This window comes from Saccharothrix sp. (genome assembly GCF_031180885.1).
Classification (GTDB): Bacteria; Actinomycetota; Actinomycetes; order Mycobacteriales; family Pseudonocardiaceae; genus Actinosynnema.
Map to the genome: position 1 here is coordinate 1 of NZ_JAPSLK010000010.1, position 21248 is coordinate 21248.

Below are 21248 nucleotides of genomic sequence, written 5' to 3' on the forward strand. Positions count from 1 at the left end.
ACATCCGCGACTGGATCAAGGCCTGGAACGAGGACCCCAAGCCCTTCGTCTGGACCAAGGACGCGGACGAGATCCTCGACCGCCTCGCCTCATATCTTGATCGAATTCCCGGCGCAGGACACTAGTCATGGCGGCTCGATTCACGCCTTCGCCGGTACCGCGGCAGCCGGGCGAGGAGCCTGAGGAGGTCGAAACGCTCGGGATCGGCCATCAGCGGATTGCCGTCAGCGGCCCATTCCTTCAGCAGCATCAGGCTTCCCCGCGGACTCAGCCAGTACCGCGGCCTCAGGTAGTAGCTGACCGAGACGGTGTCGCAGTGCCGGATGTGGAAGCCGTGGTCGTGCACCAGTCGTCGCAACGACTCCGGCGAGAAGTGCCAGCGGTGGAAGTCGGGCTGCAACCCGTGCCACGACACACCATGCCGACGAGCACCGACCGAGGCGATGTTCGGCACCTCCAACGCCAACCACCCCCCAGGCACCAGAGCCCGCCGCGCAGCGGCGAGAAACCCGTGCGGATCCTCCACGTGCTCCAGAACATGAAAAGCACATACCGCGTCCACCGCGAAACCCGCAGAATACGTCTCGAAAGTCCCCTGCCGCACCGACACACCAAGACGATCCCGGGCAAAACCCACACAAACCCCCGAAGGCTCGACACCCTCCACCCGGATACCCGCCCGCTGCGCCTGCTCCAGGAAGAACCCACCCGCCGAACCGGCCTCCACAACAGACCGCGGCCTCACCACCGACCACAACCACCGCAACCGCAACCTCGCCTCATGACGTCGCTGAGCGTGTTCCTCGAAGTAGTTGCGATAACCGCCCTCGCGGAAATACGTTTCGTCGTAGAGGTCGGCGGCGGTCGGACCGGGAACGGGAGCTTGGACCGTCCACGTGAAGCCGCAGGCCACGCAGCGCCGAAGCCGTCCGCCGAACACCGGCTCCGCACCGACCCGCTGCCGACAGAGCAGGCAGCGCACGGGTTCCTCGAACGCGGCACTCACCGACGCATCCTCCTGATCGCGTGTAGTGCGGCACGAGGCGTTGGCCCGGATGCGGTCGTGGGCAGCCGGGTTCGACCGGGGAAGCGGAAGAAACCCAGTGCCGCCAAGACGACAGCGGCGACCGACAACGTCAGACCACACCGGCACGCCACCGCCGCGCCCGCTGCGGCTCGGCCCGGTCCATCGGGCAGATCGGACCGCAGCAGCCAGGTGACGCCGCCGGCCACGACGGCAGCGACGACCGGCGGCCAGAACACCCGCACGACCGGCGCGATCGGCCGCCTGGAACTGCGGTGGAAGTGGAGGACGAAATATGCGGTGACCAACGACAGCGCCAGCGTTGTCGCCAGTGGCACGCCCATCGGCCCCATCAGGAGCATCAGCGGAATCGTGAGTGCCACGTTGAGCACCGCGGCGAGCACGGTGGACCGCGTCTCACGGCCCGGGCAGCCCTCCGCTCTCGTCAGCATCGCCGCGGCGCCGGCCGCCATGGTGACCGCGTATCCCGGGGCCAGCACCATGATCGTCGCCGCAGCGATCGGTGCCGGCCGGCCAAGCCACAGCCGTACCAGCGGATCGGCCGCGACCACCAGCGCTGCCGCACCGATAGCGGCGAACGCGGCCAGATACCGGGTCATCGCCACGTATAGCCGGTCCAATCGGTGTGTCTCCTCCGCACCGGCCATGGTCGCCGCAGCGGGGAAGAAGGCGGTCAACACGAACGACGGCAGCATCCGCAGTGTGTTCACCAACCGGCTCCCGATATCGAATTCGGCGACCGTGCGCAGGTCGAAGAAACCACCGAGCACAAGTCGGTCCGCTTGGTTGTTGACCACAGCGCCCGCGTTCGACGCCTGGACTCGAATGCCGAAACTCGCCACCGCGGTGAGATCAGACCACCGGACCTCACCGAGCCGGGGCGACAGCTCGGGGACACACCGGCGGGCAGCACCGACCAACAGCGCCGACCGCACCACGCTGGTTGCGGCAACCGACGCGCCGAGCCATACCAACCCGCCACCCCGCAACGCGGCCAGCACGGTCAAACCCGTGCCCAACACCGCGGTCACCCCTATGATCACGCCCACCGGCCCGTAGTGTTGCCGGCCTTCCAGCACGGCCCGCCACGGCATCGACGTGCTGTCGACCAGAAGACCGAGCAACATCAGCGACACCGCACCGAATGCCTCATCGGCCAGCCTGCCCAGTTCGAACACCCACGCCACCCCGGACCAGCAGACGGCGGTCGCCGCCAGCGCCAGCGCACCGACGCCGGCGCCACCGAGCCACCCGAGGGCGAGCACGGCGCGGGCACGCCGGTGGTCACCGCCGCCGGCTGTCAAGGCGACCTCGCGGACCTGCACGGCGCCCAGCCCCATGTCCGCCAGTGCCACCACAGCGACCAGGCCGGTCAGCACCGCCCACACGCCGTATGCCTGCTCGCCGAGTCGGTCGTAGACGACCGGCACCGACACCAGGCTCGTCACGGCCGTGACCGCGGTTCCCGCGAACAGGAACCCGCTGTTTCGAACCACTCGCCCCAACGGTTGCGCCACCGGCCTAGTCACGAGGGAACCCCCGCATCAGATCACCGACGGTGAGGGCGAGCAAGGTGAGGTCCATGCGCAACGACCGGCTGCTGACGTAGAGCAGGTCGCACCGCAGCTTGTCGTCCACTGCGGCCGTGTAGCCGTTGGTGAGCTGCGCGATGCCGGTGATGCCGGGGCACAGCAGATGACGGAGGTCGTACAGCGGCAGGCGTCGGCGAAATCCGGACACGAACTCCGGGCGTTCGGGCCGTGGCCCGACCAAGCTCATCTCGCCACGCAGGACATTCCACAACTGCGGGAGTTCGTCGAGGTGGTACCGCCGCAGCACCCGACCGATCGACGTGATCCCGGGGGCATCAGGGCGTGTCAGCGTCGGGCCGGTGGCCCGCTCCACGCCCACGCGCATGGTACGGATCTTGACCAAGCGGAACAGGCGCCCACCTCGGCCCACACGGGTCTGGAAGTACAGCGGCGGACCATCCCAGCACACAGCCGCGCACAGCACGAGCACCAGCGGCATCAGTACGGGCGCGCTGAGCAGGACCAGTAGGACGTCGACGGCGCGCTTGGCCCGCATCCCCGTACGCTGGTGCGGCCACCGCAAGCGCAGCCAAGGCAATCCTCCCAGTCGACGCGGACGCGCGGAACCGAGCAACCCGTAGCCGGGGTGCGCCAACACCAGGACATCCACGCGATGCGCCGCGCACAGCCGTACGAGGCGGAAGTCCAGATTCTCCAGCGGGGCCTTCACGAGCACCACCGCGGGCCGACCGACTGCGATCACCGCGCGGAGCTGGGACAGGTCCCGTTGCAGCGGCAGCCGCGCGAGGACATGCAGCTCCTCAGCCAAGCGATCGCTCACGGGTCCTCGCCGGACGTCCTCGATGACCACCGCCCGCCGACGCTCGGAAGCCGACGCCTGGACGGCCTGAGTGCGCCGAACGTCGTCGTCGACGATCGCCGCAGGTATTTCCGTCGTCATCTGTGTGCCTCCGAAGGACGTCCACCACTTCGGTCACGATCCACAGGCTGTCACGCTCAGCGGTCGGAAAAGGCCCGGTCTCGCCGGTGATATTGCGGACCGTGACGAAGCCTGGTCTTCTCGACCCTGCTCGTGATCACCCGGAAATCGGGTTGAGGGACGTCGACCCAGGCAATAGGCATCCCTTCATCTCGTCGATGCGACCACCGGCGAAAGCCCACGCCACACCTGCCCTGACCGCGTCGGACGGTCGTCGCGTGGAAGGAGGAGGGAGCGGCACCGGAGGTCGTCCGGGCGGCCTGCGGTGCCGCCCACCTGGGCGGTGGTGAGCGGGAACGACGACGGCGGCGCGTCGGGCGCAGGGGCCGACGCAGCCGCCGCCGGGATGAGAGGAATGGCTGTCACGCCACCACTGTGACCAGTGCGACGCGCTCGTTCCATTGAACTCGGCGGTAATTACCGCTTCCAGCGATCCCAAAATGAGGGATGACTCAGGGTCCGGAGATCGACATCGCATCCCGTTCAAGTGGCATTTGGCCTGCGCATCAACACCCGAACGGCACTCGCCCCGAGTGCGATGTGCCACAGCGTCAGCGGCCGGAGACCGGGGGGCCGCTGCTTACCCCGCTGCCCGCCTGCCCATTGGCCTACGCCGAGATCATTCACCGGCGACTCGGCTTCGCAATCCATGCCTGGCCGGTAGTGCGCCGGCCAGGCACCGGGCCGCCGTCACCGTCCTCCTCGAGGCGGTCGCTCCGCCGCAGCGCCCACCGCGGCGTCGCCGGACTCGAAGCCGATGCCGAGCAGTGGATCGACGCCTGGAACGACCATCCCAAGCCGTTCGTCTGGACCAAGACCGCCGACGACATCTTCGACAACCTCGCCCGATACCGCCATCGAATCAACAACTCACGACCCGGTAATGCGTAAGTCGAGGCGGTAGTCGGAGACGGATGAAGGGTGTTCAAGATCAGTTTGTGACGACCGACCTGAATACCCTTCTGACCACACTCAACGTCATGATCGACGACCGCTTGGCCGACAGGCCCGCTTCGCGCGCAGCTCCAGGCGGCCACCGCGGGCCAGACGTGCGCGCAACAGCATCCGGTGCGCACGGTGCCGGAGATCGATCGGCTGAACGCGGTCGTGGTCGACGACGGCGACGTGGTCAGGAACCCTCCAGCGCGCCAGCCATGTCGACAGCTCGGAGTCCCACCGGCCCCAGTCGAAATCGCGGGTGGGCAGCTGCTCTGCTGTGATCTGCCAGCGAGCCGGAGACAGGATGGTGCGGCGGTAGCGGACGCGCGGCAGGTAGGGCAGCGTGCTGGCCGCGCCGAACGCGAAGGTGCCGTAGGTCGGGAAGCACGCGTTGGCGACTTCGGACAGGAACCGGGCCGGCGGCGCGGTGTGGTTGGCGGCCTCCAGCGCGCTGGCGACGTACGGGATGACCCGCCTGCCGGTGGAAATCTGGATCAGGTGCAGGTCCGGGCCGTCGGCGGTCACCGCGAGATCAGCCAGGTCGATCACGTCCGGACCGGGCGTACGGTGCTCGGCGATCGGGATCACGGCCGGGGCGAGCATGCTCGTGCGGGCGACGTTCTCGCTGCGCCGCCAGCGGGGGGCGAAGGACAGCTGCGCTGTGACGGTGTCCGATCCGGGGGCCTCGAAGGTTCGGCGGATCTCGGCGACGTCGGCCTCGGGAAGAAGGTGAGCCGTCCGTCCGGCCATGCTGCTGGCCGGACGGGGGGTGCCGGTCAGCTCCAGCACGAACCTTCCGGCCGACACGTCCTCCGGACTGCCGGCGCGGATGGTGAAGGCCACCTCGGTGCGTGCCGGCAACCGCTGGGGGTCGAGGGGTGCGCTGGCCAGGTGTTCGACGAGGTCGGTGGTGAGGACGATCTCGCCGCCGGTCATGGTCGCCTGCTGGACCAGGGCCAGCAGCTTGTCGTCGCGCTCGGACAGCTGCCGGGGCCCGCGTTCGCGTCCGGAACCGATGTAGCCGGCCGGTAGCCCCAGCCCGCTGTCGGCGACCAGGTCCAGGACCGGGACCAGCGCGCCGGTGCCGTACCTGGCTCGGAACGCGGTCTGGTACTCACGCCAGGCCGGGAACCCACCCAGGTGAGGCGATAATCGGTACAACACGTCCACCGCGTCCCGGGCCTCGCGCGCCACCGCCTCGGGTAACACCGCCTCGCAATCGGCGACCGTGTCGACCAGCAGCGGCGTACGCTGCGCCGGGGTGATCGCCGTCATCCGGTCGGCCACCCCAGGGGGCACGGCCGCGACCAGACCGCCGGTCAATGCGTCGCGGATCCCGTACAGCTCGACGACCAGCTCCGCGATCTCCGGGATGTCCTCGGCGTCGGCGGCGTGCAGCACGCCGCACACCGCGTCGAGCGCGTCGGGTTCCGTCATCGGGATGTGCAGCGCGGTAATCAGGAACTGCTGATCGACCAGGCCGTGCAGGACGGTGCCGATCTGCGCGAAGGTGGCCGTCGGGAACATGTCCGCCAACTGCCGCCGGAGGTCACCGAAGACGATCGGCGCGGTGGCGGCCCTCAGCGCCGCGATCGCGGGACGCGTGGCGCGCACCGAGACCTCGGTGAGCGCTTCGGCGCTCGGGGTGTCATTGGGCGGCAGACCGGGCACGACCAGTCGCCCGCCGCGCATGGAGGTCGCGTTGTTCGTGACCACCGGCAGCCCTTCCAGCAGCTCCCGGCAGCGGTGCAGCCCTGCGGTCACGTCAGCGATCCAGCCGCTGTCCGCGCGGACCGACAGGCGGTGCCCGGTCCCGGTCCGAACCTTGTCCTGGCTGCCTATACTGACGGTCCCGATGCCAGCGAGCGGCCCCAGTGGCGTCGGGCGTCGCTGCCAGCGCAGCAAGTAGGCCGCCAGCGCGGTGGCAGCGCGGCGGACTCGCGAGGCGTCGGGGTGAGGGGCGGCGAGGATGGCGTCGATTTGGCGGCACAGCGCCGGGCTGACAGCGGAGAGGGCCCTGCGGATGTCGCCGCGGTCCCACACCCGCGTCATCCACGCCGACGCTGACACAGCGTCGGACAGGTCGAGGTCATCCGGCACGTCGAGGCCGCAGGGGTCGGTACTGACCCGCAGCAGGCCTACGCCGCCCCACTGCCACCCTGCTGCCAACCCCACGATCGTCCCCTTGATCCGATGTCGACCGCACTGCCTCCCGGCCGTCGCGGCACACCGCGACGGCCGGGAGGGGTGCAGATCAGAACTGGTTGTTGTTCTGCGAGGTGCACGCGCTCGCGCCGTTGGCGCAGGTGATGCCGCACCCGTCGTCGGTGGGGCAGTTGCCGCTGTGCGGCACCGCCTGGTGCGAGAGCACCGGGCGGATGTCCAGCTCGAACTCGTCCTCGCCCGGCACCTCCAGCAGCGCTGTCGCACCGCCGGACGGCTCGATCGCTACTACGGTCACGGTTCTCCTCTACTGGTGATTGGGGTGATGCAGGACGTCGTGGCCGGCCGTGTTCCCGGGTCGTGGCCACGAGATCAGGACCCGGCTGTGGCGCTTGCCGACGACGAAGTCCGCCGCGGGCAGCTGCTCGTCCGGGGTCGCCGTCGGGTAGACGAGGTACTGCGGCCCCGGGCCGCCGCGGTGGTCACGGTCCCAGATCCGGAGCTGCTCGGCGACGACCTCGGCCAGAGCAGTGGGGTTCGGGCCGTAGGCGTGGACCTCCAGCGTGAGGTCGTCCCCGCCGAGCCGGCGGGAGGCCACGTACGCCAGGTTGGCACCGTCGACGGCCGCCATCCCGGTGTGGATACCGCCCAGCGGCCGGGGGGATGCCTCGTTCGCGTCGCGGTCGACCATGATGCGACAGAAGCCGGGAACCGTGGTGGCCAGCCACATCTGCATGGTCGCCCACGGCTCCCCAAGGCGAAGCCCGGCACCGCTGTCCACCACCAGCGGCTCGTACTCCAGGACACCGTCCAGCCGTGACAGGTCGGCCGGGGGCTGTTCGTCGAAGACCAGCCTGACCGCGCCGTCGCGCAGCACCAGCTCGGTGCTGTCGTGGGCGCCGGCGCCCTGCATCGGCACGAACCCGAACAGCCGGGCCGACTCGCTGACCAGCCGATCACCCTCGCGCACCAGGGCCACGGTGCGCATCAGCCCCATGACCTTCAGCGGAACCACGAGCAGACCGCCGTCCACGAGCTGGTCGATCCAGGCCGGCGGCACGTCCCACGACCCCACGGTGACCAGGATCCGGTCGTAGGGCGCGTGGTCCGGCACGCCGTACTCGGCGTCGGCCAGCACCACGGTGACCCGCGAGTACCCGGCCTGGTCGAGGAACCGGGAGGTCCGGTCGGTCACGAACTTGTCGATGTCGACGGTCGTCACCCGACCGGTCGGCCCGACCATCTCGGAGAGGTAGGCGGCGTTCATCCCGCCGGAGCCGATCTCCAGCACCTTCATCCCCGGCTCGATCCGCGCCTGCTCCAGCATGTGCGCCTGCGCGTCCGGCGCGGACAGCGAACTCAACGCCCGCCCGTTGTCGTCCCTCTTCGTCACCAGCCCGTTCCACGGCTCGTAGACCGCGTCGAGATCGGCCTCCGGGGCGAAGATCTCACGCGGAACCGCTCGCATCACGGCCTCGACACGGGCGGAGAGGATCGTGCCCGCCTCCTTGAGCACATCGACGGTCTGGTTGCGCAGCTGGGTAGCCCGCTCACCCGGCGTCGTTCCAGTCACGGAGTCTCCTTAAACGGTCATGCTTCATGGTGGTGTTGCTGCTGACCTCGCCGAGCCAGCGGACCGAAGTGTCGGAGGCGGCGGGCGTTCCAGGCGCTGCTGCGGCAGGGAGGCGTGGTCAAGGGTGCGTTGTCATGTGGTTGTCGGGTGGTGCTGCTGAACGGGTCCGTGAGCGGAGGCGAGTAGACATCGGACCCAACTTTTCTGAACTTGATTTTCATGGGGCAGAGGCCCTTCCGGAGATCGATCCGAAGGGCGGCATGCCTAGGTCGGTGGCGGTGGATGCCCGTTGGAGGGTGGCATCGACTTGGGCCAGTTTGTCTTTGACACCGCTGTAGCTGACTTGGAGTCCTTCGACTTCACCGTGCCAGCCTTCCCGTTTGGCCTCGATGATGCGGGCCTCCAGATTGTCGCGGATCTCTTCCAACCTGGCACGTTGCGCGGGGTCCGGCCGCAGGAGCGAGCACCTCACACAAGCGTGTTCATGGACGCAGGGTGATCCGAAGCGCGCAGGTCCCTACTGACACTTTCCTTTTCTCGAAGTGAGCGAGGAAGGATTCCCATTCCTCGTCGGTCGGGGTCCGGTATTCCTCGCTCGGCCTGGTAGCCCGGCGGCGGGCGATGAACGCTCGATGCGCTTCGATCGTCTCGGCGGGATAGACGGCTTTGTAGCCCATGGTGGTGTCGATCGTCTTGTGCCCGCAGATGACCTGAGCGATATGCGGCGGCAACCCGTTCATGATGTGTTCATGATGGCGTCTGTGACGAAGATCCTTCGGAAGTCGTGGGCTTGGAACATCAGTGGGTTGCCGGTGGCGTCGGTAAGCCCTGTCGCCGCGAGCGCGGTGATGAGCAGCTTGCGGATGGCTGAGGGGGTGAACGCGCGGCGCTCGTTACCGATGCCTCGCTGGAACAGCAGCGGCATCGGTGGGTGCCAGATCTTCTCCCGGATGTCGTGGGAGACCACCAGCGGGACAGGCCGTTCGGGGGTGCGCAACCGCTGGACGATGGCGCTGAGGACGTCAGCCAGTTCGGGGCTGACCAGCAGCAGCCGTTCGGTGTCAGTCTTGGACGGGGCGATCTGCAGCAGCGGCACCAGTTCACCGGTGCTGGGCAATTGGTATTCGGTGATGCTGTGGTGGCTGAGTTCGAGCAGTTCCTCGCAGCGAATGCCGGTCAGCCTCAGAACTTCGATGGTGGCGAACGCCCAGAATGCCTCCTCGTCCTCATAGGACAGATTACGTCGCCTGCCGGTGATGACGTCCTCGGCCCAGACAAGGCGACCGATGGCCTTGGGGGCGACGGCCCGTCGCAGTGTCCCGTCGGTGCTGTCAATGACCTCGCCCCGTTCGGTGGCTTGTGCTGCGGCCAGGAGGCGCGCGGCGGCGAGGCGCCGGTCGTTGGCGGTGCGCACCAGCACGGGCAGGACGGGCAGCCGCTCACGGGTGCGTTGATCCATGCGGGCCTTGCGGTGCTTGCGCTCCTTGGCTTTCTGGACCTCGTCGTCGCTGATCGGGCAGGGCGCGACCCACGGCCCCCAGCGGGCTGGGTCCTCGACGGCCCAGTGCGCGATGTCGAGATAGAGCGCCCGGACGCGCATCAGCTCGTCCTTGGCGTTCAGACGAGGGGTCGACACCTCGATCCGGTCGCCGGCCGCGTTGGTCGTGGCGCGTTTGACCGTGCTCAGCTCGTCCTTCCAGGCGCGGACGACCGCGGGTGGGAGCCGCAGGGAGTCGATGCCGGGCGCGAGGGCCTCGACGCGGGCCCAGAACAGCCCGGCCAGTGTCCGCGAGATGGCGTCCAGGCTGACCAAGTCCAGTGATGGTTGGCGCTCCCGCAGGTAGTCGACAAGCAGGTCCCGGATTGGCCGGCACTGTATGCGATACCGGTCGACCAACTGCTCGATCGTCAACTTCCCGCCGGCCAGGCCGAACGCGCGGATGCTGTGCGGCGCGCCCCCAGGGAGGACACCCAGGGCGCGCAGCCGTAGGTAGAAGTCGACTTTCTTCTGTCCGCCGCGGGTATGGACGCGTCGCATCGTCTCGACCAGTTCGACGCAGTCGCCGACGGTGATGTCGGTGATGGTGCCGCCCTTGCAGGCCAGGATCGTGGCGATCCGGGTCGTCGCGATTTTCGCGTCGCCCTGGGAGCTGGCCGGTTCGGCGGCGGCCAGCTCTGCCAGCCTTGCGAACCCGGCCGGATCCCTGACCTGCGCCATTACCGAAGCCAGATATCGATGGGTGCGGGTGAGCATCCATGGCAGGCCGGGGCGAATGACGTCGCCGCAGATCAGCATCAGCAGGCCGGACGGCAGGTCCGTGGAGTCGTAGGACACCGCTCCGCCGTGCGCTGCCAGCCACTTCATCGGCAGCTCGATCCATCCCGCTCCGGGGTGCTCATCGGCGCCGCTGGCCAGCCAGCGGTCCTGCCAGGTGTCGCCCGGGAAGGTTGACAGCCAGCGCAGCAATTTGGTCGCTCCGCGCCGTCGCGCAGCCTGGGTGCCATTCGCTGCAGCAGCGAAGGGCGCAGCGGTCAACCGCTGCTGCACCTGCTCGGCCGTCGCCGCAGTGTGTGGCCACCGTTTCTCGGCCGATCGTGGCGGAAACTCGGTGCGCAGCTGACGGTTCCGCAATCGCTGCTCGGCGGCGACCAAGGTGACTGCGGGCAGCGGTTTGCGGGTGCTGTGCTTAACGAGGGAGGTCACAGCGTCCTCCCGAACAGCACGCTCAACGCCTGCGGGTCGTAGCCTGGCGCCGGCGGTGGGGGCACCGGCTTCTCGCGCTGTTCGGCGGCGCGGGCGTGATGGGCCAGGACACCGGCGATCACCTCGCCCCTGTTGGGCGTGAGGTAGATCTCGGTGGTGGACAGGTGCGCGTGGCCCATGACGAGCTGCACGTCGCTGAGCGTCAGTTGCGGGTCGCGGGCCATTCTCGCCGCCGCGCTGTGCCGCAAGTCGTGCAAGGTCCAGTCCGACCCGAGTACGGCGTTGGCGCGCTCGAACATTTGGTGGGCGGCGTGGTAGTTCAACGGCCGCCGCGGTCGGCGCAACGTCCACCACACCGGTTGGATCCGGCCCCGGGGGATCTGACCGTGCAACTCCTCCTGATACAAGCGCAACCACACGAACGCGTCCGCCGAGGCCGCGACCTGCTGGACGGCCCGGCTTCCCTTGCGCACCACGGTGATCAACTGTTGGCCAGGGTCGATGTCGCACTGCCGCGTCCCCAGCAGCTCGGATGCGCGCACTCCGGTCGAGATCCAGAACGCCACCAGCGCCCGGTCCCGGTTGGACGGCAGCGCGGCGAACAGTTCGTTGAACAGCTGGTCGGGAATCGCACGGGGAATCCGCTGCGGCACCTTCGGCCGATAGCGTCCCACCCGCTCGCGCGCCCACCCGTCCATCGGGTTGTGATGCGCGTGCGCGCGCCGCGACTTGCGGGACAAGTCGAGCGGAAACGGGTTCAAAATCGGGCCGGTGCCCGCGTCCCGGTGGAAGTCGTAGAAGCCACGCAGCACCGTCTCGCTGTGCGCCACAGTCGCCGGCGCGTACCGATCTCCCAACACGGGCTTGCCGGTGACCGGATTCGGCGCTCCTGCAACGGACACGTTGCCGCTTCCGGCGTCGCTGCGACCGCTCACGAGACGACGCTGCTTCACCGTCTGCTGTATCCAGCAACTGAAATCGCGAGCCTCCAACCGGGACGCCCGATCCCAGACGACATTCACCGCGCGCAGGAATCGCCACCACCGCAACAAGTCCATGCCATACGAGCGCAGTGTTGCCGCCGACCGCCCTGCCGCCGACAGCTCCCGCAGGAACACGGCCACCGGCTCGACCACCCCGCCATCGGCGTCCACCAGACGGTACGGCTCCGTGTCGTCGCCGGTCGACACCAGACGACCTGTGCAGGGCACCCTCAAACTCGCAAGACCGCGAGTGTTCTCCTCCGAGTTGATCACGGCGGGCAAGGTAGCGACACAGCTCGACCCAGGCCGCTTCGACCTGCCTAAACCCTGGGGTTAGTTCAGTCAACGGTGCATCCGCTGTCCGAGCCTGCGCCTGGACCCCCGTGCCCGGCCACGGCTGGTCGAGATCATCGCCAACCTGCGCGACCGCATCCAGGAGGCCCGCCTCAACGGCTGGCTCGGCGAAGTCCAAGGGCTCCGGACCAGCCTCGACGAAGCCGCCCGTAAACTCACCGCGCTCGACCGCATGGCCGACCGCGACACGCGGCAGAGTCCGGTGTCCCTGGGCATCCCGCTGATCACCAGGACTTGACGTCGCCTGCGATGCCCGACCGAGCGGTCCGAGCGAGCCTCGCAGGACCGGACCAGGTGGACAGGCGCGATCGCGGCGATCGCCCGTGCCTGGTCGTTGGTGCCCGGCGGTGGTCAGCGGAAGGGCAGGATGATCCAGAGGGCGATGTAGATCAGGAACTGGGGGCCGGGCAGCAAGCAGGACACCACGAACAGCAGCCGCACCGTCCCGGGCTTCATCCCCCATCGCCGGGCCAGTCCGGCGCACATGCCGGCGATCCTGCGGTTGTCGCGTGGCCGGCTCAACGTCGAGCTCGTCATGTCGTCATCTCCGTCGTGGGTCGTGGGATGTCCGCGGTGCCACCCCCGCCGTGATCGGGGGCCGGGCGAGCCGGTTGCGATCGGGGTCAGCCGAGGTTGTCGGTGTCGAAGGTGTTGCAGCGGGCGGGGTCACCGGTCCGGTAGCCCGTGGTGCACCACTTCTGGCGTTGGGTGGAGGTGCCGTGGCTGAACCGGGTGGTGTCGATGCGGGCCGCCGCCGAGTTCGCGCTGGATGTAGTCGTCGCCGATGCGGGAGGCGGCGTCGAAGGCGTTGGCGATGTCCTGGTCGGTGACGCCGGGGATGAGGGTTTCGCCGGAGGCGGTGGTGTCCGCTTGGCGTGGTGCGGTCGGCGTGTGGTCAGTCCTGCGCGGTCGTGTAGCCGTTCTTGACGTTGGCGGGGTGCAGGTGCACGGGTTGCTTCTCGCGTTGGTGCGGGCGCGGGGGTTGAGGAACTCCACCAGGACGGCGAGAGGCGACGGGTCGTACGCGTAGCCCTTGGTACGCCTGGTGTCCTGCCCGGTGTCGTGTCGTGTGCCGGGTTGATTGTGGGGCGGCGCGGCAGGCAGTTGAGGGGGGAGTGGCCGCCTGCCGCGCCGGTCCTGGGGGTGGGTCAGATCCGTTTGCGGCCGTACATGCCGGCGGCCAGGGCGACGCCGCCCGCGGCGAGGGCGACCTGGATGATGATCTCGATCCAGTCGATGCCGCGGGTGTCGCCGACGCCGAGGGCGTTGGCGATGAACGTGCCGATGATCGCGGCGATCACGCCGATGAGCATGGTCAGCCAGATCGGGATGTTCTGCTTGCCGGGCACGACGAGCCTGCCCAGCGCGCCGATGATCAGACCCACGATCAGTGCGCTGATGATTCCGGAGACGGGCATGTCCACTCCTTGCGCGAGGTTGGGTGAGCCGCACTTACCCGATCGGCGACCGGGTTACTCCTCGAAGGCCATGTCCTCGCCGCCGCCCTCGTCGTCCCCGAACGCGTCGTCGAGGACCTCGCCGAGGATCATCCCGCCGACCACGCCCGCCGCCGCGCCGGCGACGACACCGCCCATGCCCGAACCCCGGTGATGACCGTGGTGGTCGTCGTAGTGGCCGCCGTGGTGCCCGTAGCCCGGCTGGCCGTAACCGGGCTGACCATAGGCGGGCTGGTGGCCGTAACCGGGCTGACCGTAACCGGGCTGACCGTAGCCGGGCTGGCCGCCGAAGGCGGGGTTGCCGTGCTGCGGGTGGCCCGCGCCGTGGCCGCCGAAGGCTCCGTGGCCGCCGCGTTCGGCGACCTGCGCCATCCACTGGTTGATCGCGCCCGCCCAGTCGGTGTTCATCGCGTCTTGGTGTGACACGTGGAAGCGGCCGAAGGCGTCCGAGCCGGAGGAGAACAGGCCGCCGCGCTTGTCGGCTTCCAGTACCACCACGAGTTCGTGGGGGTTGGTGACGAAGGTCAGCTCGACCTGGTTGATCCGGCCCGCGTACTGGCCGGGCGGGAAGAACTCGATCTCCTGGTAGAAGCCGAGTTCCTGGTTGACGCCGTGGATGCGGCCGGCCTCGACGTCGGCGGAGCGGAACTGGAAGCCGAGTTGCCCGAAGGCGTCGAGCACGCGGTCCTGCGAGGGCAGCGGGCCGACGAGGACGGGGTCGAGGTCGCCCTTGTCGGGGGCGCCGGAGATGACCAGTTCGGTGCGGACGCCGACGGTCATGCCGGGCAGTTGCTGCCCGCCCACCGCGGTGATCGGCGTCTCCCACGGGATCGGCAGCTGGAACGGCACCGACATCGGCTGGCCGGCCGCCACGCGGACGCCCTGGGCGACGGCGACGCGCAGGAACTCCGACACGCCGCCGTATTCGTGGTCGCCGTGCTCGACCTCGACGCGGGTGACCAGCGAGAGCACGATCTGGTCGATGTGGGCGTCGTTGCTGCCGCCCTGGATGCGCACCTGCCCGGTGATCACCTGGCCGGGCTGGGCGTGCGGGGTGTCCAGGACGGTGTCGACGGACGGGCCGCCGACGCCGAAGGCGCTGAGCATCCGTTTGAACATCAGAGCTTCCTTCCGGAGGGTGCGGGTGTGCGGGTGGTGCGAAGCGGGGTGTCGGTCTCGTCCTCGAAGTCGCCGATCAGCTCTTCGAGGAGGTCTTCCAAGGCGGCGATTCCGATCACGCGGTCCTGTGCGTCGGACACCAACGCCAACTGGGCGCGCTCGGCGCGCATCGCGGTGACCGCGCTCGCCACCGGCATGGCGGCGGGCAGTGTCAGCACCGGGCCCATCATCTCGCGGGCGGTCCTGCGGTGGCCGGCTGCCGCGGCGCGCACGGCCTCGCGGATGTGGACCAGGCCGACGTAGTGGCCGTGCACGTCCATCACCGGGAACCGGGAACGTCCCGATTCGCGGCTGCGGCGTTCGACCGCGATCGCGCTGCTGTGCTCGGACACGCTCAACGCGTCCTCGATCGGCACCATCACCTGGGCCAGGGTGGTGTTCTGCACTTGGAGCATCCGGGTCAGCAGCCGCTGCTGCCCCTCGGGGATCAGGCCGTGCTCGGCGGACTGCCGCACCAGCATCCGCAGGTCCTCGGGCCGATGGGCCTGCGCCAGCTCGTCCTGCGGCTGCACCTTCATCAACCGCAGCAACGCGTTGGTGGTGCGGTTGAGGCCGCTGAGGACCCACCGCACGGAGTGCGCGAACGCCCGGAACGGCAACGCCAGCAGCAGCGCGGAGCGCTCGGGGTGGGAGATCGCCCAGGACTTCGGGGCCATCTCGCCGACCACCATGTGCAGGAACACCACCAGCACCAGGCTGAGGGTGAACGCGATCCCGTAGGACACCCTTGAGGGCAGGCCGACCGCGAGCAGCAGCGGATCGACCAGGTCGGCCACCGCCGGCTTGGCCAACGCACCCAGGCCCAGCGTGCACAGCGTGAGGCCCAGCTGCGCCCCGGCCAGCATCAGCGACAGCTCGCGGATTCCGGCCACGGCCGCGCGGGCGGCACGACTGGTCTCGGCATCCTGTTCCAGGCGGTGCCGCTTGGCGGCGATCAGGGCGAACTCGGCTGCGACGAAGAACGCGTTGGCCACCAACAACACCAGGGAGATCAGCAACGACCAGGCGGTGCTCATCGGGCGTCCTCCCGTTCCGGGGTGCGGGTGGCGAGCAGGACGCTGTCGGGCACGTTGCGCGCGACCCCGGTGACCCGCAGCGACACCCCGTCCAGGGTGATCTCGTCGCCCACCCGCGCGATGCGCCCGAGCCTGCTGAGCACGAGCCCCGACACGGTGTCGTAGGTGTCGTGCTCGGGCAGTTCCACGCCGGTGGCGTCGGCGATCTCGTCCACCCGCATCCGCCCCGGCACCCGCCACGTGCCTTCGCCCAGCGGTTCGATGACGTCCTCGACCGGATCGTCCTCGTCGTGGATCTCCCCGACCAGCTCCTCGGCCAGGTCCTCCAGCGACACCACGCCCGCGAAACCGCCGAACTCGTCCACCACGCACGCCAACTGCCGCCGCTCGGCCCGCAGCCGTTCCAACACCGCGGGCAGCGGCAGCGAGGCGGGCACCACGAGAGCCGGCGAGGCGACCTCGCCGATCAGCACGTCCGCGCGCCGCTCCGGCTCCACGGTCAACACCTCCGCCAACCCGACCACGCCGCGCAGGTCGTCCAGGTCCTCGCCGAAGACCGGGAAGCGGGAGTGGCCGGTGTCCAGCAGCTCCACCACCCGGACGACGGGCTCGTCGGCACGCACGGTGTGCACCATCACGCGCGGGGTCATGGCCTGCTCGGCCACCAGATCCCGGAAGCCCAGCCCGCGGTCCAGCAGCCGGGACAGCTCGGCGTCCAGATGGCCCCCGGCACCGGCGTCGGTGACGATCTGGCGCAGGTCCTCCGGCGTGGCGCCCTGCGGCAACTCCTCCACCGGCTCGATCCCGACCGCGCGCAGCAACCGGTTGGCCGCCGCGTCGAACAGCCGGATCACCGGCCCGGCGACCTTGAGGTAGGCCAGGGTGGAGGCGGACAGCGCCTTGGCCAGCGGCTCCGGCCGGGCGATGGCGAAGTTCTTGGGCAGCAGCTCGCCCAGCACCATCTGCACCACCGTGGCGAACACCAGCGCCACGGCCATCGACAGCGACACCGCCACCGCCGGGGACAAACCGGTCAACCCGAGCAGATCCGCCAGACCGGTGCCCAGCAGCGGCTCGGCCACATAGCCGGCGAGCAGCGCGGTCACCGTGATGCCGAACTGCGCGCCGGAGAGCATGAACGACAACTTCTGCGTCACCCGCAGGGCCCGCTCGGCGGCCTTGTCGCCGCCCTCGGCCATCTGTTGAAGCCGGCTCCGGTCCACCGCCATGTAGGCGAACTCCTGGGCCACGAAATACCCCGTGGCCACGGTGAGGGCCACGATCGCGAACAGGCCGGTGAAGATCAACACGGCGCACCCGCCACACGCGGGGAAACTATGATCAGCCGGGTCGTCGCACCCGGCCGACTACTACAAGGCTCTATGTCTGCACCATCAGGCATGCTTCACAGTAGCACGCGGCACTGTACGGTTGACGGTGAGTGCCCCGGAAGAGGAGGTGGCAGTGTCCGAGGTTCTGCTCAAGATCGGCGAACTCGCCGCCCGAGCCCAGGTCAGCCCCCGCACCGTCGACTACTACACCAGCCTGGGGCTGCTCACCCCGGCCAAGCGCACCGCGAGCAACTACCGCCTCTACGTCCCCGCCGACGTCGACCGCATCCACCTGGTCCAACGTCTGGAGGTCCAGGGAGTTCCCCTGGAGGAGATCGCCGCCGCCCTGACCACCGGCCGGGTCGACGTCGCCTCGATCCTGGACCGCATCGACACCGACCTGCGCGCCCTGCAAGCCGCCTCGGAGACCGCCTCGCCCGAGCTGCAGGGCCTGCTGGCCGCCATCGCCACCAGGGTCCACTCACTGATCACCGTCGCCCTGCAGATCCCCCCGGACCTGCTGCTGCCCTGACCCCGGCCCCTCCGGCGCGCGTTGTAGCCGCACCTCGGTGATCGCGTGGTGCTCCACCCCCAACACCTCGATCGACCACCCCGACACCGTCACCCGGTCACCCGGCCCGTCGGGGATCCTGCCCAGCACGACCAGGACTAGGCCGGCGATGGTCGCGTAGTCGCCCTCGGGCGCGTCGGGCAACTCCACCCCGAGATCGACCAGATCGTGCACGGGGAAGGTGCCGGGCAGCACCAGCGAGCCGTCCTCGCCGGCGCGCACCGCCATCACGTCGCGGTCGGTCTCGTCGTAGATCTCCCCGACGATCTCCTCCAGCAGGTCCTCCAGGGTGACCATGCCCGCCACCGCGCCGTGCTCGTCGACCACCAGCGCCATCTGCTCCCGCTCGGCCTTGAACCGGCGCAGCGCGTCCGACACCCGCACCGTGTCCGGGAACACCAGCGCCTCACGGGTCACCCGCGCCAACTGCACGTCGTCGACCAACAGGTCCCGCAGATGCACCACACCGACCAGGTCGTCCAGATGCCCACCGCGGGCCACCGGAGCCCGCGAGTGGCCCGAAGCCGCCAGTTCCGCCCGCGCCGAGGCCACGTCCAGCTCCGCGGCCAGGGTCACCACCGACCGGCGCGGCACCAGCACCTCCCGCAGACGGCGCTCGTGGATCTCCAACGCACCGGAGATGATCGTCCGCTGCTCGGCGTTCAGCCCACGCTGCGCCGCCACCAGCTCCCGCAGCTCCTCCGGCGACATCTGTTCCGACTCGGCCTCCGGCCGGCCGCCGAACAAACGCACCACCAGGTTCGTCGAGGCACTCAGCGCCCACACCGCCGGACGCGAGACCGTCGAGAGCAGATCCAGCGGCCGGGCCACCAGCAGCGCCCAGCGCAGCGCGTTCTGCATCGCCAGCCGCTTGGACGCCAGCTCGCCGAACACCAGCGTCAGGAACGTCAACACCACCGTCACCAGCGCGATCGCCACCGGACCCGCCGCGCCGCCCAGGAACCCCAGCAGCGGCACCAGCGGCTCGGCCAGCGACACCGCCGCCGTCGCCGAGGCCAGAAACCCCGCCAGCGTGATCCCGATCTGGATCGTGGCCAGGAACCGGTTCGAGTCACGGGCCAGCCGCACCAACGTGCGCGCCCCGGCCCGGCCGTCACGCTCCAACGTGCGCAGCTGCCCCTCGCGCAGCGAGATCAACGCCATTTCGCTGCCCGCGAACACCGCATTGAGCAGCACCAACACCGCGAGCAACGCGATGGTGAAACCGTAGCCGTCCACACCCACTCCGCATCCCCGACCGAGTGGCGAAACGCTACTGCGCGCACACCCCGCCCACCGGGCGGAGCCCACGTCGCGTCCGTCACCTCCACCCGGCGCCCCGCAGGCCTGTGAAAGCCCGACGGGGTGCGGGCCCGAAGGCCCGCACCCCGTCGAATCAGCTACCCGCGAGCCGCTCTACTTGGCGGCCTGGTCCAGGTCCACCAGCGCCGCGGCGAGCTTGAAGTACTTGCTGGTCCCCAAGTCCCGCACGGTCTTGATCCCGAAGGCCGCGGCCAACTTCTCCGCGTCACCCTCGCTGACCCCGGCCAACGCCGCGACCGGCGCGTCGAGGACCTCGGCCACGGTCAGCCCCTCGTACGCCTTGTCCAGCTGCTTGGCCAAGTCCACGGAAACAGCCACTGGTGACTTCCCCTCACGCTCGTAGTCGATCATGACCAAGCCACCCTATCGGGCTCGACGTCCGCTTCGCCGCCTATGACCGGATCGACACGCACGACCACCGGGATGGAGCACCGGACCCACGCGGCGCATCGACCCCACGGCACGACGTCCCACCAAGCATGGCCACAACCGAGAGCACACCCTCGCAGCCGTAGTCCGGTTAAGCATTCTCACCGAATCCGGCGTCCTGCTGCGGGGTCGTGGCGGCACGCGCGCCGCCAACCACTGAACTGTCCTTCCGTGAGAACCCGTCTTCCGTCAACGACGCACGAGCAGGAGGAATCATCTCGCGATGCCCGCACCACCCTCGGATGCCCAAGATGTGGAGAACCAGCAATCGGGTATGTCCGTAGCTGCTACGGATCTGGACCTGGTGCGCCGAATCCTGGCAGAGCACCACTCTCAAGCTGACCCGGCCGAGGTGTTCGCCCGCGCCGTGGAACTCAGCCGCCACGACGCCGACAACGCCCGGTTCCAAGGCGGCTACGCGCGAAGTGTCACCGGGACACTGCTCACGCAACTCGGCAGTGTCTTCGCACTCGCAGGCCCGATCGTCGTGTTCCTGCTTCAGCCGATCCCGGACATCCCTCCGTGGAGCCGCCGTGCCCTCGGGGTCTTCCTCGTCGTCGGCGCGGTGACCTACCTCTACACATCGTGGACCAACCGCCCGCGGATTCCTCGCACGCCCACGGCGAACTCCTCAGACGGGCGTCAACAACGCCGGCACGTCCTCGTCGAGCAGCACCAGCAGCTGCTCCAGCACGTTGTCGATGAACGCGGTCCGATCCGACTGGCCCGCCAGACGGGCGGTGACGAAGAACGACACCACCCGCACTCCCCGCGGCGGGTAGAGCACAAACCACGACAGCAGTGCCGACTTGCCCGCCCACGCCCCCGCACGCCACCACCGGTAGCTCCCGGCTGTGGACGGGTCGGTGCAGAACGCGTCCAACTCGGCGAGCTCCGCCTCGCGCCCGACCAGCTCCGCCGGCGCGATGCGCTCCACCTGGAACCGGTAGCGGGTCCGCACCACCGCGCCGGTCCGCAGGTTCACGTCACCGACATGCACCCGGGCGTCCCGACCGGCCTGCACCACCGTGCCGGTGCCCGACACCGTGCCGGACTGCCCCATCACCTCGATGACGTGGTCTGCGGCCGGCGCGCCGATCCGATCGACCGGGACTTCGGCGGCCCGGCCTGCGGCGAGCGGTAACTGGTGGTCCACGGGACGATCCTGCACCATCACGCCCGACTCGCACCGCCGCGACGTACGCTACGGAAGCGGACGACCTCTCCGGTACCTCGTGTCTCGTCACGCCCCCTTGCGAACCGGTCCCTGCCCGGCCCGACCGCATGACGGCGGCCTCCAGCCGCGCCAATTCGCCCGACCGCCCTACGAACACACCCGAACCTGCCGGAACACGACCAACATCCGGGACCGCAGCCACCGTCCAAGCACGACGCATGGCGACGTCGGCCAGGCAGTCCCCCCCGCCCAGGGCCGTCGCGAGCGCGATATCCAGCAGGACCTTGCCCGGGTCGTGCACCGTCCGCGGCTTGCGCCACGGCGCGGGCGCCGCCGATATCGCGGTGTCCAGGTCCACCTTGCGGACCGTCTCGACCAACAGCATCGCCCCAGCCTGCGAGACCACCCACTGCTACTGCCCTCGACACGAACACGCGGGTACAACCCGTGGAGAGTGCTTCTTTCCGTGCAG

Annotated in this window: 20 protein-coding genes and 2 pseudogenes; 2 read left to right on the top strand and 20 right to left on the bottom strand. The window is 69.3% G+C overall.

Annotated features, from left to right (window positions below; all coding sequences use genetic code 11):
- Nucleotides 1-121 precede the first annotated feature (121 nt).
- The 3 genes from RIN75_RS15010 to RIN75_RS15020 are packed head-to-tail and all read right to left on the bottom strand — an operon-like array spanning nt 122 to nt 3418.
- Complete coding sequence (locus tag RIN75_RS15010; protein ID WP_309112523.1) at nt 122-1006, bottom strand: class I SAM-dependent methyltransferase; 885 nt, start codon at nt 1004-1006, stop codon at nt 122-124.
- The gene (locus RIN75_RS15015; RefSeq protein ID WP_309112524.1) at nt 1003-2574 is read right to left on the bottom strand and encodes an oligosaccharide flippase family protein; all 1572 of its coding nucleotides are present in this window, start codon (nt 2572-2574) and stop codon (nt 1003-1005) included. Before RIN75_RS15015 ends, RIN75_RS15010 begins: the two co-directional genes overlap by 4 nt.
- Nucleotides 2567-3418: a sugar transferase gene (locus RIN75_RS15020; protein ID WP_309112525.1), complete on the bottom strand. Its 852-nt coding sequence runs from the start codon at nt 3416-3418 to the stop codon at nt 2567-2569. The genes RIN75_RS15015 and RIN75_RS15020 overlap by 8 nt, the downstream gene beginning before the upstream one ends.
- Before the next feature lie 606 nt (nt 3419-4024).
- On the opposite strand from RIN75_RS15020, the gene RIN75_RS15025 reads away from it, so the two are divergent.
- Complete coding sequence (locus RIN75_RS15025) at nt 4025-4468, top strand: hypothetical protein (protein ID WP_309112526.1); 444 nt, start codon at nt 4025-4027, stop codon at nt 4466-4468.
- A gap of 87 nt (nt 4469-4555) precedes the next feature.
- Here the strand turns inward: RIN75_RS15025 and RIN75_RS15030 are convergent, their stop codons facing one another.
- From RIN75_RS15030 to RIN75_RS15090, 13 genes and pseudogenes are all read right to left on the bottom strand, one after another.
- Nucleotides 4556-6691, bottom strand: a complete 2136-nt coding sequence (locus RIN75_RS15030) for a lantibiotic dehydratase family protein (RefSeq protein WP_309112527.1) — start codon at nt 6689-6691, stop codon at nt 4556-4558.
- Between the two features lie 79 nt (nt 6692-6770).
- Nucleotides 6771-6977, bottom strand: coding sequence for an FxLD family lanthipeptide (locus RIN75_RS15035; RefSeq protein WP_309112528.1), 207 nt, complete (start codon nt 6975-6977; stop codon nt 6771-6773).
- A 9-nt stretch (nt 6978-6986) separates the two neighbouring features.
- The gene (fxlM, locus tag RIN75_RS15040) at nt 6987-8252 is read right to left on the bottom strand and encodes a methyltransferase, FxLD system (protein WP_309112529.1); all 1266 of its coding nucleotides are present in this window, start codon (nt 8250-8252) and stop codon (nt 6987-6989) included.
- A gap of 217 nt (nt 8253-8469) precedes the next feature.
- Entirely contained in the window at nt 8470-8679 is a 210-nt protein-coding gene (locus tag RIN75_RS15045; protein WP_309112530.1) for a hypothetical protein, read from the bottom strand.
- A gap of 55 nt (nt 8680-8734) precedes the next feature.
- The gene (locus RIN75_RS15050) at nt 8735-8992 is read right to left on the bottom strand and encodes a hypothetical protein (protein ID WP_309112531.1); all 258 of its coding nucleotides are present in this window, start codon (nt 8990-8992) and stop codon (nt 8735-8737) included.
- Entirely contained in the window at nt 8989-10956 is a 1968-nt protein-coding gene (locus RIN75_RS15055; protein WP_309112532.1) for a site-specific integrase, read from the bottom strand. The genes RIN75_RS15050 and RIN75_RS15055 overlap by 4 nt, the downstream gene beginning before the upstream one ends.
- Nucleotides 10953-12212 carry a tyrosine-type recombinase/integrase gene (locus tag RIN75_RS15060; protein WP_309112533.1) on the bottom strand — a complete coding sequence of 420 codons (1260 nt, stop codon included), beginning with the start codon at nt 12210-12212 and terminating at the stop codon, nt 10953-10955. The genes RIN75_RS15055 and RIN75_RS15060 overlap by 4 nt, the downstream gene beginning before the upstream one ends.
- Nucleotides 12213-12644: 432 nt before the next feature.
- A complete protein-coding gene (locus RIN75_RS15065; RefSeq protein ID WP_309112534.1) occupies nt 12645-12830 on the bottom strand; it encodes a PspC domain-containing protein in 186 nt (61 codons plus the stop codon).
- Between the two features lie 86 nt (nt 12831-12916).
- A pseudogene (locus RIN75_RS15070) lies at nt 12917-13154 on the bottom strand (neutral zinc metallopeptidase); the annotation flags it as partial.
- A gap of 287 nt (nt 13155-13441) precedes the next feature.
- Nucleotides 13442-13711, bottom strand: a complete 270-nt coding sequence (locus tag RIN75_RS15075) for a GlsB/YeaQ/YmgE family stress response membrane protein (protein WP_309112535.1) — start codon at nt 13709-13711, stop codon at nt 13442-13444.
- Nucleotides 13712-13765: 54 nt separating this feature from the next.
- The gene (locus RIN75_RS15080; RefSeq protein WP_309112536.1) at nt 13766-14869 is read right to left on the bottom strand and encodes a sporulation protein; all 1104 of its coding nucleotides are present in this window, start codon (nt 14867-14869) and stop codon (nt 13766-13768) included.
- Entirely contained in the window at nt 14869-15945 is a 1077-nt protein-coding gene (locus RIN75_RS15085; RefSeq protein WP_309112537.1) for a hemolysin family protein, read from the bottom strand. Before RIN75_RS15085 ends, RIN75_RS15080 begins: the two co-directional genes overlap by 1 nt.
- Nucleotides 15942-17255 carry a hemolysin family protein gene (locus RIN75_RS15090; RefSeq protein WP_309112538.1) on the bottom strand — a complete coding sequence of 438 codons (1314 nt, stop codon included), beginning with the start codon at nt 17253-17255 and terminating at the stop codon, nt 15942-15944. Before RIN75_RS15090 ends, RIN75_RS15085 begins: the two co-directional genes overlap by 4 nt.
- A 154-nt stretch (nt 17256-17409) precedes the next feature.
- Here RIN75_RS15090 and RIN75_RS15095 point away from each other — a divergent pair, with 154 nt between their 5' ends.
- Nucleotides 17410-17808 carry a MerR family transcriptional regulator gene (locus RIN75_RS15095; RefSeq protein ID WP_309112539.1) on the top strand — a complete coding sequence of 133 codons (399 nt, stop codon included), beginning with the start codon at nt 17410-17412 and terminating at the stop codon, nt 17806-17808.
- Here RIN75_RS15095 and RIN75_RS15100 read toward each other — a convergent pair.
- From RIN75_RS15100 to RIN75_RS15115, 4 genes and pseudogenes are all read right to left on the bottom strand, one after another.
- Nucleotides 17758-19086 (bottom strand): hemolysin family protein, encoded by a 1329-nt coding sequence (locus RIN75_RS15100; protein WP_309112540.1) that lies wholly within the window; start codon nt 19084-19086, stop codon nt 17758-17760. The genes RIN75_RS15095 and RIN75_RS15100 overlap by 51 nt on opposite strands.
- A 177-nt stretch (nt 19087-19263) precedes the next feature.
- Nucleotides 19264-19521, bottom strand: coding sequence for a hypothetical protein (locus RIN75_RS15105; protein WP_375295961.1), 258 nt, complete (start codon nt 19519-19521; stop codon nt 19264-19266).
- Nucleotides 19522-20230: 709 nt separating this feature from the next.
- On the bottom strand, nt 20231-20755 hold the full coding sequence (locus RIN75_RS15110; RefSeq protein WP_309112688.1) for a hypothetical protein: 525 nt from the start codon (nt 20753-20755) through the stop codon (nt 20231-20233).
- Nucleotides 20756-20948: 193 nt separating this feature from the next.
- Nucleotides 20949-21220, bottom strand: a pseudogene (locus RIN75_RS15115) (IS1380 family transposase); the annotation flags it as partial.
- Nucleotides 21221-21248 lie beyond the last annotated feature (28 nt).